Origin of the sequence: Bradyrhizobium campsiandrae, assembly GCF_014529705.1 — a bacterium.
Taxonomy (GTDB): Bacteria; Pseudomonadota; Alphaproteobacteria; order Rhizobiales; family Xanthobacteraceae; genus Bradyrhizobium; species Bradyrhizobium campsiandrae.
The window spans coordinates 25,374-41,584 of record NZ_JAANIH010000053.1; the positions used below are offsets into that span (position 1 = coordinate 25,374).

Annotated in this window: 13 protein-coding genes; 11 read left to right on the forward strand and 2 right to left on the reverse strand. The window is 64.8% G+C overall.

Features of this window, described 5'->3' with window-relative positions; genetic code table 11:
- Window positions 1-62 precede the first annotated feature (62 nt).
- The 10 genes from adh (at window position 63) to G8O24_RS30975 (ending at window position 11,936) form a co-directional block, all read left to right on the forward strand.
- Window positions 63-1,580, forward strand: coding sequence for an aldehyde dehydrogenase (adh, locus tag G8O24_RS30930; RefSeq protein ID WP_188106024.1), 1,518 nt, complete (start codon window positions 63-65; stop codon window positions 1,578-1,580).
- A gap of 150 nt (window positions 1,581-1,730) precedes the next feature.
- Entirely contained in the window at window positions 1,731-3,128 is a 1,398-nt protein-coding gene (locus G8O24_RS30935; protein WP_244646079.1) for a glycerophosphodiester phosphodiesterase family protein, read from the forward strand.
- A gap of 170 nt (window positions 3,129-3,298) precedes the next feature.
- The gene (gene pdhA, locus G8O24_RS30940) at window positions 3,299-4,321 is read left to right on the forward strand and encodes a pyruvate dehydrogenase (acetyl-transferring) E1 component subunit alpha (protein WP_188106026.1); all 1,023 of its coding nucleotides are present in this window, start codon (window positions 3,299-3,301) and stop codon (window positions 4,319-4,321) included.
- Window positions 4,322-4,350: 29 nt separating this feature from the next.
- A complete protein-coding gene (locus tag G8O24_RS30945; RefSeq protein ID WP_188106028.1) occupies window positions 4,351-5,733 on the forward strand; it encodes a pyruvate dehydrogenase complex E1 component subunit beta in 1,383 nt (460 codons plus the stop codon).
- A gap of 3 nt (window positions 5,734-5,736) precedes the next feature.
- Complete coding sequence (locus G8O24_RS30950) at window positions 5,737-6,039, forward strand: DUF5076 domain-containing protein (RefSeq protein ID WP_188106029.1); 303 nt, start codon at window positions 5,737-5,739, stop codon at window positions 6,037-6,039.
- A gap of 2 nt (window positions 6,040-6,041) precedes the next feature.
- Window positions 6,042-6,494 (forward strand): nucleoside deaminase, encoded by a 453-nt coding sequence (locus G8O24_RS30955; protein ID WP_188106031.1) that lies wholly within the window; start codon window positions 6,042-6,044, stop codon window positions 6,492-6,494.
- Between the two features lie 62 nt (window positions 6,495-6,556).
- The gene (locus tag G8O24_RS30960; protein ID WP_188106033.1) at window positions 6,557-7,921 is read left to right on the forward strand and encodes a pyruvate dehydrogenase complex dihydrolipoamide acetyltransferase; all 1,365 of its coding nucleotides are present in this window, start codon (window positions 6,557-6,559) and stop codon (window positions 7,919-7,921) included.
- Window positions 7,922-8,039: 118 nt separating this feature from the next.
- Window positions 8,040-9,461 carry a dihydrolipoyl dehydrogenase gene (gene lpdA, locus G8O24_RS30965; RefSeq protein ID WP_188106035.1) on the forward strand — a complete coding sequence of 474 codons (1,422 nt, stop codon included), beginning with the start codon at window positions 8,040-8,042 and terminating at the stop codon, window positions 9,459-9,461.
- A gap of 189 nt (window positions 9,462-9,650) precedes the next feature.
- Complete coding sequence (locus tag G8O24_RS30970; protein ID WP_188106037.1) at window positions 9,651-10,892, forward strand: threonine synthase; 1,242 nt, start codon at window positions 9,651-9,653, stop codon at window positions 10,890-10,892.
- Window positions 10,893-10,964: 72 nt separating this feature from the next.
- Window positions 10,965-11,936, forward strand: coding sequence for a tripartite tricarboxylate transporter substrate binding protein BugD (locus G8O24_RS30975; protein ID WP_188106039.1), 972 nt, complete (start codon window positions 10,965-10,967; stop codon window positions 11,934-11,936).
- 12 nt (window positions 11,937-11,948) lie between these two features.
- Here the strand turns inward: G8O24_RS30975 and G8O24_RS30980 are convergent, their stop codons facing one another.
- Together G8O24_RS30980 and G8O24_RS30985 are read right to left on the reverse strand one after the other, a co-directional pair.
- On the reverse strand, window positions 11,949-14,129 hold the full coding sequence (locus G8O24_RS30980; protein WP_188106041.1) for a lytic transglycosylase domain-containing protein: 2,181 nt from the start codon (window positions 14,127-14,129) through the stop codon (window positions 11,949-11,951).
- 74 nt (window positions 14,130-14,203) lie between these two features.
- Window positions 14,204-14,434, reverse strand: coding sequence for a hypothetical protein (locus G8O24_RS30985; RefSeq protein ID WP_188106042.1), 231 nt, complete (start codon window positions 14,432-14,434; stop codon window positions 14,204-14,206).
- A 21-nt stretch (window positions 14,435-14,455) separates the two neighbouring features.
- On the opposite strand from G8O24_RS30985, the gene G8O24_RS30990 reads away from it, so the two are divergent.
- Window positions 14,456-16,192, forward strand: a complete 1,737-nt coding sequence (locus G8O24_RS30990) for an adenylate/guanylate cyclase domain-containing protein (RefSeq protein WP_188106044.1) — start codon at window positions 14,456-14,458, stop codon at window positions 16,190-16,192.
- Window positions 16,193-16,211 lie beyond the last annotated feature (19 nt).

Genomic DNA, 16,211 nt, shown 5'->3' on the forward strand with positions numbered 1-16,211 from the left:
ATCGTCTGCGCAAGTCGTGAACACACGACGATTTGCGAAAACATCAACATCGGGAGTGATCAATGAACAAGGTGGAATTCCTCAGCGTCACCAAAGTCCCCTTCGCCGAACGCTATGACAACTTCATCGGCGGCAAGTTCGTCGCGCCGATTTCGGGCAAATATTTCGACAATGCCTCGCCGGTGAACGGCCAGATCGTCTGCAAGATCGCGCGCTCCGACGCGCAGGACGTCGAAGCGGCCCTCGATGCGGCGCATGCCGCCAAGGGCGCTTGGGGCCGCACCAGCGTTGCCGAGCGTGCCGCGATCCTCAATCGCATCGCCGACCGCATGGAAGAGAATCTGGAACGCCTCGCGATCGCCGAGACCTGGGACAACGGCAAGCCGATCCGCGAGACCCGCGTCGCCGACATCCCGCTCGCGATCGATCACTTCCGCTATTTCGCCGGCGTGGTGCGCGCGCAGGAAGGCTCGATCGGCGAGATCGATCACGACACCATCGCCTATCATTTTCACGAACCGCTCGGCGTGGTCGGCCAGATCATCCCCTGGAACTTCCCGCTGCTGATGGCGTGCTGGAAGCTTGCGCCGGCGCTTGCCGCCGGCAATTGCGTCGTGCTCAAGCCGGCCGAGCAGACGCCGGCCTCGATCATGGTCTGGGCCGAGATCATCGGCGATCTCCTGCCATCAGGCGTGCTCAACATCGTCAACGGTTTCGGTCTCGAGGCCGGCAAACCGCTGGCATCCAGCCCGCGCATCGCCAAGATTGCCTTCACCGGCGAAACCACGACGGGCCGGCTGATCATGCAATATGCCAGCCAGAACCTGATCCCGGTGACGCTGGAGCTCGGCGGCAAGTCGCCGAACATCTTCTTCAAGGACGTCACCGCCGAGGACGACGATTTCTTCGACAAGGCGATCGAGGGCTTCGTCATGTTCGCGCTGAACCAGGGCGAGGTCTGCACCTGTCCGAGCCGGGCCCTCGTGCATGCGGATATCTACGATCGCTTCATGGAGCGGGCGCTGAAGCGTGTTGCCGCGATCAAGCAGGGGGACCCGCGCGACGCCACCACCATGATCGGCGCGCAGGCTTCCAGCGAGCAGCTCACAAAAATCCTGTCCTATATCGACATCGGCAAGCAGGAGGGGGCCAAGGTGCTGGCCGGCGGCGGACGCGCCGAGCTCGGTGGCGATCTCTCCGGCGGCTTCTATGTCCAGCCGACGGTGTTCGAGGGCAACAACAAGATGCGGATCTTCCAGGAGGAGATCTTCGGCCCCGTCGTCTCGGTCACGACCTTCAAGACCGACGACGAGGCGCTCGCGATCGCCAACGACACGCTCTACGGTTTGGGGGCCGGCGTCTGGAGCCGTGACGCCAACCGTTGCTACCGCTTTGGCCGGGCGATCGAGGCCGGCCGGGTCTGGACCAACTGCTATCACGCCTATCCCGCCCATGCGGCCTTCGGCGGCTACAAGCAGTCGGGCGTCGGGCGCGAGACCCACAAGATGATGCTCGATCACTATCAGCAGACCAAGAACCTCCTGGTCAGCTATAGCCCGAAGAAGCTCGGCTTCTTCTGATCGGCGGATTTTGATCGAAAAGAAGGCGGCGTCATCGTGGCGCCGCCTGCGCATGTCTGCCGCCGCCGTCATCGCTCTGTCAGAGAATTGAGACAAGACGGGCAGCTTGATCGCAACGCTGCGATGCCAGGCAGAGACGGAGGCGCGGCCATGACGAACCATTTCTTGCGGAAGATGCGTGCCTTGCGGAACATACGTGTCGGAGCGACGCTGCTGTGTGCGGCGGCCGCGGCATTGATTGCGCCGTCGATCGCCGCTGCGCAGTCGGCCCCGTCAGGGGCAAAACCCTTCCTGACCGTCGACGGCAAGGCGCCGCTGATCCTCGGACATCGCGGCGTGCCGGGACTGGTGCCGGAAGAGACCGAGCCGTCCTACGACCTCGCCGCGGCGCTGGGAACCGACGCCCTCGAAGAAGATCTGCACCTCACCAAGGATTGCCTCCTGGTTGCGCGCCACAACCCCTGGCTGGCCGACAACACCAATGTCGCCGAAGTCGCGAAGACCAACCCGGCGGTCGCCGCCCGCAAGCGCACGGGATCAGGGGTGCGCGTCAAGGCGCCTTCTGCCGCGGGCGTGCCTGCGGACTACCTTACGGATCTCACCGATCCCTCCGATCCCAAATCGGTGCTGAAGTCGCTGATCGTCGACGGCGAGGATCACACGGGCGACTGGTCGATCACCGACTTCACCATGGCCGAGCTGAAGGCGTGGATCGGCGGCACCACCTATGACGCGGCCAACGAACGGCCGAAGGTTTTCAACGGCAAATTTCCTGTCATCAGCTTCCAGGACATCCTCGACATCGCCAAGGCGAAGAGCAAGGAGACGGGGCGTCCCATCCTGGTCTATCCGGAGACCAAGAACCCGACTTGGAACAACGCCCAGGCGATCGCCAATGGCTGCGGCGCGCCGGGCAGCCACCCGCTCGAGGATGCCCTCATCAAGATCATTGGGGATAACGGCCTCAATTCCAAGGATGCTCCCATCCTGGTTCAGAGCTTCGAGCCCGGCAGCCTGAAATACATGCGCAGCCATGGTCTTCAGACCCGGCAGGTCCAGCTCATTGACGGCAACGGCATCGACTTCAGGACCGGCAAGGTCCTGCTCAACAACATCACCAATTCACGTCCGTTCGACTGGACGGTTGCAGGTGACGCGCGCCTGTATGATGCGATGCTGACGCCCGAGGGCCTCGCCAAGATCAAGACCTATGCCGACGGCATCGGTCCGTGGAAGGCCTATATCGTTCCGCTCAAGATCGCACCATGGAAGGACGCCAATGCCGACGGCACGCCCTACAAGGGATCGACGCCGGAAGCTTCGACGCAGGACGCGACCAGCCTGATCGCCGACGCGCACCGGCTCGGCCTGTTCGTCCACGTCTTCACGTTCCGCAACGAGAGGAAGTATCTGGCCGCCGACTACCGCGCCGATCCCGCCCAGGAATATCTCAAATTCTTCCGGCTCGGTGTCGATGGGGTCTTCACCGACTTCACGCATACCGGCGTTGCCGCCCGCGCGGCATATCTGCGCGAGCTCGGCTGGTGAGGTGAGCATCGGGGGCGCCGAATGTTGCCTGATCAAGCCTAAAGGTTTTGCAAAATTTCGGGCCACGTTGCAGTGCGGCATAATGAAAGTCGTGCCATGCCACGGCGGTGCTTTCACACGCTGATGAGTTGGGTTAGAGAGGGCTTAGTTTTCTCTGACCCGGAATTCTCATGGCCGCCCCCAAGAAAGCCGCCGCAAGCAGCCCACAAGACAAAACCGACGGCGGTTCGCCTCCGGAATTCACGAGAGAGCAGGAGCTGAAGGCGCTCCGCGACATGCTCCTGATCAGGCGATTCGAGGAGAAGGCCGGCCAGCTCTACGGCATGGGCGCGATCGGCGGCTTCTGCCATCTCTATATCGGCCAGGAGGCCGTGGTGGTCGGCATGCAGATGGCCCTGAAGGAGGGCGATCAGGTCATCACCGGCTATCGCGACCACGGCCATATGCTGGCCACCGGCATGGACGCCAACGGCGTCATGGCCGAGCTCACGGGACGCCGCGGCGGCTATTCCAAGGGCAAGGGCGGCTCCATGCACATGTTCAGCAAGGAGAAGCACTTTTATGGCGGCCACGGCATCGTCGGCGCGCAGGTCTCGCTCGGCACCGGTCTTGCGTTCGCCAACAATTATCGCAGCAATGGCAATGTCAGCGTCACCTATTTCGGCGACGGCGCGGCCAACCAGGGCCAGGTGTATGAGAGCTTCAACATGGCGGAGCTCTGGAAGCTGCCGGTGATCTACGTCATCGAGAACAACCGCTACGCCATGGGCACTTCGGTCTCGCGCGCGTCGGCGCAGCAGGATTTCTCCAGGCGCGGCGTGTCCTTCAACATCCCCGGCAAGCAGGTCGACGGCATGGATGTCCGCGCCGTCAAGGCCGCGGGCGACGAGGCGGCCGCCTGGTGCCGCGCCGGCAAGGGTCCCTTCATCCTGGAGATGCAGACCTACCGCTATCGCGGCCACTCGATGTCCGACCCGGCCAAGTACCGCACGCGCGAGGAGGTGGAGAAGGTTCGTCACGACCAGGATCCGATCGAGCAGGTGCGTAACCGGTTGCTTGCCGCCAAGGTGAGCGAGGCCGACCTCAAGGCGATCGACGCCGAGGTGCGCGACATCGTCAACGCCTCCGCCGATTTTGCCCAGCATGATCCCGAGCCGGATGCCGCCGAGCTCTGGACCGACGTCTATCGCTAAAACGCGCGCAAGCTTTCCTTGGAGTAGATATGCCAATTCAAGTGCTGATGCCCGCGTTGTCGCCCACGATGGAAAAGGGCAACCTCGCCAAATGGCTGAAAAAAGAGGGCGAGACGATCAAGTCCGGCGACGTCATCGCCGAGATCGAGACCGACAAGGCCACCATGGAAGTCGAGGCGACCGACGAGGGCACGCTCGGCAAGATCCTGATCCCCGAGGGCACCGCCGACGTTGCCGTGAACACGCCGATCGCCACCATTTTGGCCGACGGCGAGAGTGCCGCTGATCTGGCGAAAGCGCCCGCGCCGGCCGCGAAGGCTGCGGAGTCTGCGCCGCCGGCCGCTGCCAAGGCTGAAGTGCCCGCGCCGAAGGCTGCACCGGCGCCGCAGGCTGTCGCCGAGCCCGATCCGGAAGTGCCTGCCGGCACCGAGATGATCACCCAGACCATCCGCGAAGCGCTGCGCGACGCTATGGCCGAGGAGATGCGCCGCGATCCTGACGTGTTCGTGATGGGCGAAGAGGTCGCCGAATATCAGGGCGCCTACAAGGTCACGCAAGGGTTGCTGCAGGAGTTCGGCGCGAGGCGCGTGATCGACACCCCGATCACGGAGCACGGCTTTGCCGGCGTCGGCGTCGGCGCTGCCATGACCGGGCTGAAGCCGGTCGTCGAGTTCATGACCTTCAACTTCGCCATGCAGGCGATCGACCAGATCATCAACTCCGCGGCCAAGACGCTCTACATGTCAGGCGGCCAGATGGGCTGCTCGATCGTGTTCCGCGGCCCCAACGGCGCCGCCGCACGCGTCGCCGCCCAGCACAGCCAGGATTACTCGGCCTGGTACTCGAACGTCCCGGGCCTCAAGGTGGTCGCGCCGTTCTCGGCCGCCGATTACAAGGGCCTGCTCAAGGCCGCGATCCGCGATCCCAATCCCGTGATCTTCCTCGAGAACGAGGTGCTCTACGGTCACACCGGTGAGGTGCCGAAGCTCGACGATTTCATCGTTCCGATCGGCAAGGCGCGCATCGCCCGTGCCGGTTCGCATGTGAGCATCATCTCCTGGTCGAACGGCATGACCTATGCGCTCAAGGCCGCCGACGAGCTCGCCAAGGAGGGCATCGAGGCCGAGGTGATCGACCTGCGCACGCTGCGGCCGATGGACACCGAGACCATCATCAACTCGGTCAAGAAAACCGGGCGCGCCGTCACGGTGGAAGAGGGCTGGGCCCAGAGCGGCGTCGGCGCCGAGATCGCCGCGCGGATCATGGAGAACGCGTTCGATTATCTGGATGCGCCGGTCGCGCGCGTGTCCGGCAAGGACGTGCCGATGCCTTACGCTGCGAACCTGGAGAAGCTGGCGCTGCCGTCGGCGGCGGAGGTCGTCGAGGCCGCCAAAGCCGTCTGCTACAGGTAGGCCATGGCAGGCCCCAAGGAGCAGCCGCTGCCGCCCGACGTCATGACCCGCGATGACGCGGTCGAGATCCTGCGCGTGTTCGTGCTGGATGGCGGGCTGTCGATGGCGTTCCAGCGCGCCTTCGAGGAGCCCGACATGTGGGGTCTGCTGCTGGTCGATCTCGCCCGCCACGCCGCGCGCGCCTATGCGCGCGAGAGCGAATATACCGAGGAGGACGCATTGAACCGGATCCTCGACATGTTCCAGGCCGAGATCGAGCGTCCGACCGACACTGGCATCACCACGCCGCGCGGGAAGGGGCACTGAGTATGGCAATCGAACAACACCATTACGATTTCATGCTGGAGGCGATCCGCGAAGCGGAGGCCTCGATCGCGCAAGGTGGCCTGCCGATCGGCGCCGTGCTGACGCGCGGCGACAAGATCATCGCCCGTGGCCATAACAACCGCGTGCAGGAGAACAATCCGATCCTGCACGGCGAGATGAGCTGCCTGCGCGAGGCCGGCGCGATCTCGTTCCACGACACCGTCATGTACACCACGCTGTCGCCATGCTCGATGTGTGCCGGCGCGCTCGGCCTGTTCAAGGTCAAGCTCGTTGTGATCGGCGAGTCCGTCACCTTCGAGGGCTCCAAGGACATTCTCGACAAGTTCGGGATTCCCTGGATCGATCTTGCCGACGATCGCTCCATCACCATGATGAAGAATTGGCGTTCCATCCCTGCCAATGAGCGCCTCTGGCAAGGCGACATCGGCAACTAAAACTGGTCAGTTCGTCTTCATTGTCGGAGACGACGTTTTGAGAAGTTCTTCGTGAGGTCAGCATGCCCATCAACATCCTGATGCCAGCTCTTTCGCCGACGATGGAGAAGGGCAACCTCGCCAAGTGGCTGAAGAAGGAAGGCGACAAGGTCAAGTCAGGCGACGTCATCGCCGAGATCGAGACCGACAAGGCCACCATGGAGGTCGAGGCCATCGACGAGGGCACGATCGCCAAGATCCTGGTGCCCGAGGGCACGCAGGATGTCCCGGTCAATGACGTGATCGCGGTGCTTGCCGGCGAAGGCGAGGACGTGAAAGCCGCGGGCAGCGCCAAGCCCAGCGCTTCCGCCGCACCGCCCAAGCCCGCCGAGAAGGCGACTGAGGCTCCCGCTGCGGCGCCGGCTGCTGCGCCTGCTGCACCCAAGGCTGCACCGGCACCTGCCGCCGCTCCGGCGCCGCAAGCTGCTGCACCGGCTGCGCAGAGCAACGGACATACCGGCCGCGTGTTTTCATCGCCTCTGGCGCGACGTCTTGCCAAGGAAGCCGGCATCGATGTCGGCATGGTCACCGGCACCGGCCCACATGGTCGTGTGGTCGCGCGCGACGTCGAGCAGGCCAAGTCCGGCAAGGGCCTCAAGGCACCCGCTGCCGCGCCTCCCGCGGGCGCGCCTTCGATCGCACCGACCATGTCGGACAAGCAGATCCTGTCGCTGTTCGAGCCGGGCTCCTATGACATCGTCCCGCATGACGGCATGCGCCGCACCATCGCGCAGCGCCTGACCGCCTCCATCCAGAACGTCCCGCACTTTTATCTCACCATCGACTGCGACATCGGCAAGCTGCTCGCCGCGCGCGAGGAGATCAATGCGGCTGCTCCCAAGGACAAGGAGAAGAAGCCGCTCTACAAGATCTCGGTCAACGACTTCGTCATCAAGGCGATGGCGGTTGCGCTGCAGAAGATCCCGAATTGCAACGTTAGCTGGACCGAAAGCGGCATGGTCAAGCACCACCATTCCGACGTCGGCGTCGCCGTGGCGATGCCGGGCGGCCTGATCACGCCGATCATCCGCAAGGCCGAGACCAAGACGCTCTCGACCATCTCCAACGAGATGAAGGACTTTGCCGCGCGCGCCCGCTCGCGCAAGCTGAAGCCGGAGGAATATCAGGGCGGCACCACCGCCGTCTCGAACCTCGGCATGTACGGCATCAGCCACTTTACCGCCGTGATCAACCCGCCGCATGCGACCATCCTCGCGGTCGGCACCAGCGAGGAGCGGCCCGTCGTGCGCGGCGGCAAGATCGAGATCGCGCACATGATGAGCGTGACCCTGTCCTGCGATCACCGCGCCATCGACGGCGCGCTCGGCGCCGAGCTGATCGGCGCGTTCAAGCAGCTGATCGAAAACCCCGTCATGATGATGGTGTGAGGCGGGCAACGACTTCGTAGGGTGGGCAAAGGCGCATCGCGCCGTGCCCACCTCGTTTCTTTGAGAAGGCGGTGGGCACGCTTCGCTTTGCCCACCCTACGAGCTTCGGGGAGCCGCAATGGCCGACACATCCTTCGACGTCATCATCATCGGCTCCGGCCCCGGCGGCTATGTCACCGCGATCCGCGCAGCCCAGCTCGGCTTCAAGACCGCGATCGTGGAGAAATCCTATCTCGGCGGCATCTGCCTGAACTGGGGCTGCATCCCGACCAAGGCGCTGTTACGTTCCGCCGAGATTTACCACTACATGCAGCACGCCGGAGACTACGGCCTGTCGGCTGAAAAGGTCTCGTTCGATCCGAAGGCGGTGGTGCAGCGCTCGCGCGGCGTCTCCAAGCGGCTGAATGACGGCGTCGGCTTCCTGATGAAGAAGAACAAGGTCAGCGTGATCTGGGGCGCCGCCTCGATCGACGCGCCCGGGAAGATCACCGTGAAGAAGTCCGACGTCGAGGGCCCCAAGGGCTCGCTGGGTGAGGGGGCTTATCAGGCCAAACACATCATCGTCGCCACCGGCGCGCGGCCGCGCGTGCTGCCGGGGCTCGAGCCCGACAAGAAGCTGATCTGGACCTATTTCGAAGCGATGGTCCCGGAGCGGATGCCGAAATCGCTGCTGGTGGTCGGCTCCGGCGCGATCGGCATCGAGTTCGCCTCGTTCTTCCACACCATGGGCTCCGACGTCACCGTGGTCGAGGTGCTGCCGCAGATCCTGCCCGTCGAGGATGCCGAGATCGCGGGCCTTGCCCGCAAGCGGCTGGAGAAGCAGGGCATCAAGATCATGTCCTCGACCAAGGTCACGAAGCTCGAGAAGAAGGCCGACAGCGTCGTCGCCACCATCGACGACGGCAAGGGCAAGCCTGTCACCACCGAGTTCGAGCGCGTGATCTCGGCGGTCGGCGTCGTCGGCAATATCGAGAATCTCGGCCTGGAAAAGCTCGGCGTCAAGACCGACCGCGGCTGCATCGTGATCGACGGCTACGGCAAGACCAACGTCCCCGGCATCTATGCCATCGGCGACGTCGCGGGGCCGCCGATGCTGGCCCACAAGGCCGAGCATGAGGGCGTGATCTGCATCGAGGCGATCAAGGGCCTGCATCCGCATCCCATGGACAAGCTGATGATCCCGGGCTGCACCTATTGCCATCCGCAGGTCGCCTCGGTCGGCCTCACCGAAGCCAAGGCGAAAGAGAGCGGCCGCGAGATTCGCGTCGGCCGCTTCCCCTTCGTCGGCAACGGCAAGGCGATTGCGCTCGGCGAGGACCAGGGCCTGGTCAAGGTGATCTTCGACAAGAAGACCGGCCAGCTGTTAGGGGCCCACATGGTCGGCGCCGAGGTCACGGAATTGATCCAGGGCTACGTCGTCGCCATGAATCTGGAGACGACGGAAGAAGAGCTGATGCACACCGTGTTCCCGCATCCGACCCTGTCGGAGATGATGAAGGAGGCCGTGCTGGATGCGTATGGCCGGGTGCTGAATATTTGAGGCGCGCGCTGGCAGCAGTCCCGTCATCCTGAGGTGCTCGCCCCTTCGGCGAGCCTCGAAGGATGAACGGCCCAGCCGCAGCAGCCGGGCTCGTCGCCCTTCGAGACTTTTCATGCGGCGCGCCGCATGAAAAGCGCCTCAGGGTGACGGGTCAGATACTTGACACAGAACAACAAGAAGAAAGAACCCATGCACGACAACGACAACCTGACCATCGAACGCCCGACCTTCGTCACGCATCTCGAATGCGCGATGGAGGGGGATCATTACGCCGCCGACCAGGTCCACAACCTCTCCAAGGCCGGCAAGCCGCTGCTGGTGCGCTACGATCTTCCCGGCGTGAAAAAGGCGCTGACCAAGGATGCGCTGGCTCAGCGCCCCGCCGACATGTGGCGCTATCGCGAGCTCTTGCCGGTGCGCAAATGCAGGGACATCGTCTCGCTCGGCGAGGTCACGACGCCGCTGATCCGGCTGCCCAAGCTGGCTGCGAAGCTCGGCGGCGGCGAGATCATCGTCAAGGACGAGGGACGGCTGCCGACCGGCTCGTTCAAGGCGCGCGGCCTCGTGATGGCGGTGTCGATGGGCAAGGCGCTCGGCATCAAGCACATGGCGATGCCGACCAACGGCAATGCCGGTGCGGCGCTCGCGGCGTATGCGACCTCCTGCGGCATCAAGACCACGATCTTCTGCCCGGCCGACACGCCGGAGGTGAATGTCAGCGAGATCGAGCTGCAGGGCGCCACGGTCTATCGCGTGAACGGCTATATCGATGATTGCGGCAAGATCGTCGGCGAGGGCAAGGCGAAAGTCGGCTGGTTCGATACCTCGACCTTGAAGGAGCCGTACCGCATCGAGGGCAAGAAGACGATGGGCCTCGAGCTTGCCGAGCAACTGAACTGGGACGTGCCCGACGTGATCTTCTATCCGACCGGCGGCGGCACCGGCCTGATCGGCATGTGGAAGGCGTTCGACGAACTCGAGAAGATCGGCTTCATCGGCTCGAAGCGCCCGCGCATGGTCGCGGTGCAGGCCTCCGGTTGCGCGCCGATGGTGCGCGCCTATGAGGCCGGCACCGAGCATGCGGTGCGCTGGGAGGACGCCCACACCATCGCCTCGGGCATCCGCGTGCCGCAGGCCATCGGCGATTTTCTCATTCTGCGCGCCGTGCGCGAGAGCAAGGGGTTTGCGATTGCGGTCGACGACGACAGGATCTCGTCGGCGTTGAACGAGGTCGCGCGCGAGGAGGGACTGCTGCTGTGCCCGGAGGGCGCCGCGACCTATGCCGCCTACAAGCAAAGCCTCGCCGATGGCCGCGTCGCCAAGACTGACCGCGTGATGCTGTTCAACTGCGCCACCGGCCTGAAATACCCGCTGCCGCCGGTCACCCGCACGCTCGATCGCCACAAGCCGATCGACTACGCGCAGTTCTGACGTATCCTTCTCCCTCTCCCCGCAGGCGGGGAGAGGCGAAGAAAAACGAGAATACGTCGTTGGGAGATCGCAATGAAAAAGGCCATTCAGGCTGGGCTGATCGGCATTCTCGCTCTCACCGGCGCGGCGCGCGCCGACGATTACCCCTCGCATCCCATCACCATCATCGTTCCGTTCGCGGCCGGCGGCCCGTCCGACGCGATGGCGCGCGTGCTCGCCGAGCGGATGCGCGTCTCGCTCGGCCAGCCGCTGGTGATCGAGAATGTCACCGGCGCCGGCGGTTCGATCGGGGTGGGACGCGCCGTACATTCGCCGCCTGACGGCTACACCATCTCGTTCGGCCATCTCGGCACCCACGTCGCCAACGGCGCGGTCTACAAGTTCAATTACGATCTCGTCGCCGATCTCGAACCGGTGGTGCTGCTGCCGAGCAACCCGATGATCGTGGTCAGCAAGAACGCGGTGCCCGCGACCTCGCTGAAGCAGCTGCTGGACTGGCTGAAGTCGCGCCCCACGCCGCCGACGGCGGGTACGGCCGGTGCAGGATCTGGCAGCCATATCGCCGGCGTCTATTTCGAGAGCGTCTCCGGCATCAAGCTGCAATATGTGCCATATCGCGGCACCGCGCCGGCGCTGAACGACCTCATCGCCGGCCAGATCGACCTCATCATCGACCAGACCTCCAACTCCATCAACCAGGTCCGTGCCGGCACCATCCGCGCCTATGCCGTCACCGACGACAAGCGCCTCGCCTCGGCGCCCGATATCCCGACCGCCGACGAGGCCGGGCTGAAGGGCTTCAACATGACGCTGTGGTCCGGCATGTGGGTGCCGAAGGGCACGCCGAAGGAGATCGTGACGAAACTCAATGCGGCTGCCGTGGAGGCGCTGAACGATCCCGCCGTGAAGAAGCAGCTCGAAAGCCAGGGCCTGGAAATGACGCCGCAGGATCAGCTCACGCCAGAGGCGCTCGGCATCAGGCAGAAAGCCGAGATCGCAAAGTGGTGGCCGATCATCAAGGCGGCGAAGATTACGGTGGAGTGAACCGGTCCGCCCTCACTCCGCTCCCCTGAACCCCACCGGCAGCGCCTTGGCGCTGGCATCCTGCGTCACCACGCGCTGGTCGGTCTTCCCGGCGACCGCGCCGCTGCCCTCGAACCGTGCGCGGTAGACCAGCACGTTCTCCATCACGCGCTGGACGTAGTTGCGCGTCTCCGACAGCGGGATGCGCTCGACCCAGTCGACCGGATCGATCTTGGGGTCTCTGGGATCGCCATGCGCCTGCACCCATTCGCGCACACGGCCGCGGCCGGCATTGTAGCCGGCGAAGGTCATGATCTGGTTGCCGCGATATTCCGACAGCAGTGCGCTGAGTTCGGCCGCGCCCATCTGCGTGTTGTAGACCGGGTCGGAGACCATCTTGTCCCAGTCATAGGTCACGCCGAAGCGCTTGGCGGTGTCGCGGCCCGCTTCCGGCGTCACCTGCATCAGGCCGACGGCATTGGCTGACGACTTGTCGCGCTGGTTGAACGAGCTCTCGGTGCGCGCCACCGAATAGATCACGCTGGTCTCGATCGCGGGCGCGACCTGCTTGTGCTCGGGGATGCCGATGGTGGGGAAGGCGTAATGGTCGAGCGCAAGCCCGTGCGCCAGCGCCGATTTGCCGACCTCTAACATCACGCGCGCATCGTTGCGCTGTCCGGCGAGTTCGGCGAACGCCGCCAGCGCCGCGACGTCGGTGCTCTCCTTGGCGAAATCCTCGGCGTAATAGTACACGGTATCGCGCTCGCCGATGGCGTACAGCATGTCGGCGGCGCGCACGCGCTCGTCCGCGGCCGGCGTATCGGCCGCGGCCAGCCCGGGCGAGGGCGCGCGCAGCTCGATGCCCTCGAGGCCGAGCCTTGCACGGGCGAGCTGGCCGTAATAGGCGGTCGGATAGCGCGCGGCGGCCTGGTAGCTCGCTTGCGCATCGGCTGCGGCCCCCATCGCCTCGGCCGCACGGCCGCGCCAGTAATGGCCTCGCGACAGCGCCAGCGGATTGGGCGAGCCCTCGTCGATGGACGCGAAGTGCATGATCGCGGTCTTGGGATCGTCGAGGTAGCGCAGCGCGATCCAGCCGCACATGAAGTGATAGTCGACGCGATAGACCTCCATCGCGGGTACTGCCGCAGCCCATACGACGTCGTAGGCGGTCTGGAATTTGCCCTGGTCGAGCAGCCTTCGCGCAAGCAGGCGGCGCTCGCGCCACCACGCGTCGGTGTCCTGCGCCGCCATCGTGTCGGGAGCAGCAGCCAGGATCACCTCGGCCGCATCGTCGATGCGATCCTTCTGCAGGTGCCATTGCGCGCGGCACAGGACGTAGCCGAGGTCGCGGCGCGCGTCCGCCGCGACGTCGTCGAGATAATCCTTGGCCTTGTTCTCCTTGCCATTGACGGCGGCGCAGGCCTTGACGATCGCGAGTGCGTCCTCGCCGAGGCGTTTGGCGGCGCGCCGTGCGCCGGCATAGTCCTTGGCGCCGAGGCGCTTGTCCATGCGGGCGCGATGATCCTCAGGCCGCAGCAAATCGTGGAACGCTTCGTAGGAATCCTCCTCGCTGCGCTCGGATAATTCCTCCGAGCGCCAGGCGGCGCGGACGAGGCGCGCGGCCCGGTCGCTGTCGCCCTCGGCGAGCAGCACGCGGGCGAGCGCGAAATTGCCCTTGGCGCTGGTCGGCTGGTCCATGGTGAAGGCATGGACGGTGGCCGCGTCGCTCTTCTCCTGCCACAGCCGCGCCTCGGCACGGCGGCGGAGCAGGGAGCTGCTCGGCCAATCCGGATTGGCGGCGAGGAAGGCGGCGTAGCGTTTGAAGGGCGCGGTGCTCTCGGAGTGGCGCAGCATGAACCAGTCGGCAAGCTTCTGTCCGGCCGGATCGGCGATGCGATCGCGCGCCGCCGTCGCATCGTCGGTCTTGCCCTTGCGCGCGAGGTCGATCGCGTCCTTCAGCGCGGCGAGGTCGCCGGTCAGTGGCGGTGGTGCCGGCTTGTCCGCGGGCTCGTCGTCCTGCTTCTTCGACTTGCGTTTGGCCTCGGCATGTTTGCCGTGCTTGCCGGCCGCGGCGTGCCGATGCTTGCCCGCTTTGGCCTCGTGCGTTTTCTTCGGTGCTGATGATGACTTGCTCTTCGCTGCCAGCTCCGTGGGAAGGAGCGCCAATGCGGCCATGGCAACGACACACGCGAGCGAGCGTAGGCACTGGTTCATTCCGTGGTCCCCCCTGCGAAACCAGTACAAACCAAAGTCCGCAATCCGTCTGCGGCCCGAGAATCAAATCGACTTCAAAAACGGTGACACGCCATCGTTTCGCATTCCTGACGCTGCCGCAACAATGCGGCAAAATACGGATGGAGCGCGGGAACCTGTGCAACGGGGGATAGAACGCGGCTCTTAATCTTTGTTAACGAATGGGTCTCGCGCGACGGTGGCGGGCGGCCCTCGGCGCCACTGATCGCCGGCTTGAGCGTGTTCCCCGGCGAAAATCCGGTGTATTGAGTTCCATAGATCTTCATTGCAGCCTTTGCCCCGCGCCCATGCCGCTTTTCAATCAGTCGATCCGGCGCAAAATCGTCGGCATCGCCCTCGGATTGATCGTCCTGATGCTGATCACCTCGATCCTGTCGATGGTGATGTCGAGCCAGGTCGGGGTTCTCCTGGACGAGCTGACCAACCGTTACATCCCGGCCTATGGCGACCTGGCGCGCGCCAATATTCGCTCGCTGGAGCGATCGGTGGCGCTGCGGCGCATGGTCATGATGAAGATGCAGGACTCCTCGGACGAGGAGGCCTATGCGGCGCGCCTGAAGGAGTTCGAGGAGGCCGACCGGAAGATCGAGGAGGAGACGTCGGGCGCGCAAAAGCTGATCAACGCGATCATCGACGACACCCGGACGCCCTCGGACAACGCCGCGCTGGCGCGGATCGACACCCGCATCGACACCGCGGTCAGCGAGCTGCGCCGCGACATGAACGAAGATCACGCCAGACTGCTCAAGCAGGTGGACGCCAAGCAGATGGCGGAGACGCGCGGGACACTCGAACACATCGATGCCACGCGTGATCTGTTCAACCGGAGAATCGATGCGATCCGCGCCGACATGCTCAAGCAGGTCTATGTCAGCACGTCGACGGTGCTCGGCCACCAACGTCAGGCCATCATCGTCTCCGGCATCGTCACCGTGCTCGCGGCGATCGTCGGATTTGCCTTTGCGCTACTGGTCTCCGGCGGCATCACACGGCCGGTGCGCCTATTGCTCGCCGGCACCAGGGAAGTCGAGGCGGGGCGTTTCGACAAGACCATTGCCGTCTCGACCCAGGACGAGATCGGCGAGCTCGCCGCCGCCTTCAACCGCATGATCGAACAGCTGCGCCACAACGAGCGCATTCGCGAGACCTTCGGCCGCTATATCGATCCGAAGGTGGTCCAGGGCCTGATCGACCGGCCCGAGGTCGCTATCGACGGCCAGCGCCGGGTGATGACCATCATGTTCTGCGACATGAGCGGCTTCACGGCGATGAGCGAGGGCATGACCCCGCGCGGCCTCGTCAAGGTGATGAACCACTACTTCACGGTGATGTCCGCGCCGATCCGCAACAACCGCGGCGTCATCGACAAATATATCGGCGACGCCATCATGTCCTATTGGGGCCCGCCCTTCGTCGAGGAGGACGAGCAGGCGCCGCTGGCAGGGCTGTCCGCCGTCGACATGGCCGAGCAGGTGCCCGCGCTCCAGAAGCAGTTGCCTGACCTGCTGGGCATTCGCGCCATGCCGGTGCCGTGCGATCTGCGCATCGGCATCGCCACCGGCGAAGTCCTGACCGGCAGCATCGGCTCCGAGCTGATGATGAGCTTTACGGTGATGGGCGATGCCGTCAACCTCGCCTCTCGGCTCGAACTGGCCAACAAGGTCTACGGTACTCGAATCCTGATCGCGCAGGCGACGGCGGACGCCATCGGCTCGAAGCTCGAGCTGCGCGAGATCGATCGTCTTGTCGTGGCCGGCCAGAGCACGCCGCAAGCGATCTTCGAGGTGATGGGCAGAGCAGGGGCGCTGAGCGCGGCCCAGCAGGGCCTGCGAAAGCACTATGCCGAAGGCCTTGCCGCCTATCGCGCCGGCCGCTTCGACGACGCGCGTGCCGCGTTCAACGCCGCGCTGGAGAGCAGCCCGGGCGATGGTCCCGTGCGCACGATGCTCGCGCGCATCGCCGCGTTCGGGGCCAGTCCGCCGGCGGCCGGTTGGGACGGCGCCTGGCGGATGGACAGCAAATAACTGTCCCCGCCGGGAATAA

Bases quoted from the DNA above. Each gene is read 5' to 3' on its own strand.
- adh (WP_188106024.1), top strand. From the start codon at position 63: ATGAACAAGGTGGAATTCCTCAGCGTCACCAAAGTCCCCTTCGCCGAA.
- G8O24_RS30980 (WP_188106041.1), bottom strand. From the start codon at position 14,129: ATGAACCAGTGCCTACGCTCGCTCGCGTGTGTCGTTGCCATGGCCGCA.
- G8O24_RS30950 (WP_188106029.1), top strand. From the start codon at position 5,737: ATGGCAGGCCCCAAGGAGCAGCCGCTGCCGCCCGACGTCATGACCCGC.
- G8O24_RS30975 (WP_188106039.1), top strand. From the start codon at position 10,965: ATGAAAAAGGCCATTCAGGCTGGGCTGATCGGCATTCTCGCTCTCACC.
- pdhA (WP_188106026.1), top strand. From the start codon at position 3,299: ATGGCCGCCCCCAAGAAAGCCGCCGCAAGCAGCCCACAAGACAAAACC.
- G8O24_RS30985 (WP_188106042.1), bottom strand. From the start codon at position 14,434: ATGAAGATCTATGGAACTCAATACACCGGATTTTCGCCGGGGAACACG.
- G8O24_RS30945 (WP_188106028.1), top strand. From the start codon at position 4,351: ATGCCAATTCAAGTGCTGATGCCCGCGTTGTCGCCCACGATGGAAAAG.
- lpdA (WP_188106035.1), top strand. From the start codon at position 8,040: ATGGCCGACACATCCTTCGACGTCATCATCATCGGCTCCGGCCCCGGC.
- G8O24_RS30990 (WP_188106044.1), top strand. From the start codon at position 14,456: ATGCCGCTTTTCAATCAGTCGATCCGGCGCAAAATCGTCGGCATCGCC.
- G8O24_RS30970 (WP_188106037.1), top strand. From the start codon at position 9,651: ATGCACGACAACGACAACCTGACCATCGAACGCCCGACCTTCGTCACG.
- G8O24_RS30935 (WP_244646079.1), top strand. From the start codon at position 1,731: ATGACGAACCATTTCTTGCGGAAGATGCGTGCCTTGCGGAACATACGT.
- G8O24_RS30960 (WP_188106033.1), top strand. From the start codon at position 6,557: ATGCCCATCAACATCCTGATGCCAGCTCTTTCGCCGACGATGGAGAAG.
- G8O24_RS30955 (WP_188106031.1), top strand. From the start codon at position 6,042: ATGGCAATCGAACAACACCATTACGATTTCATGCTGGAGGCGATCCGC.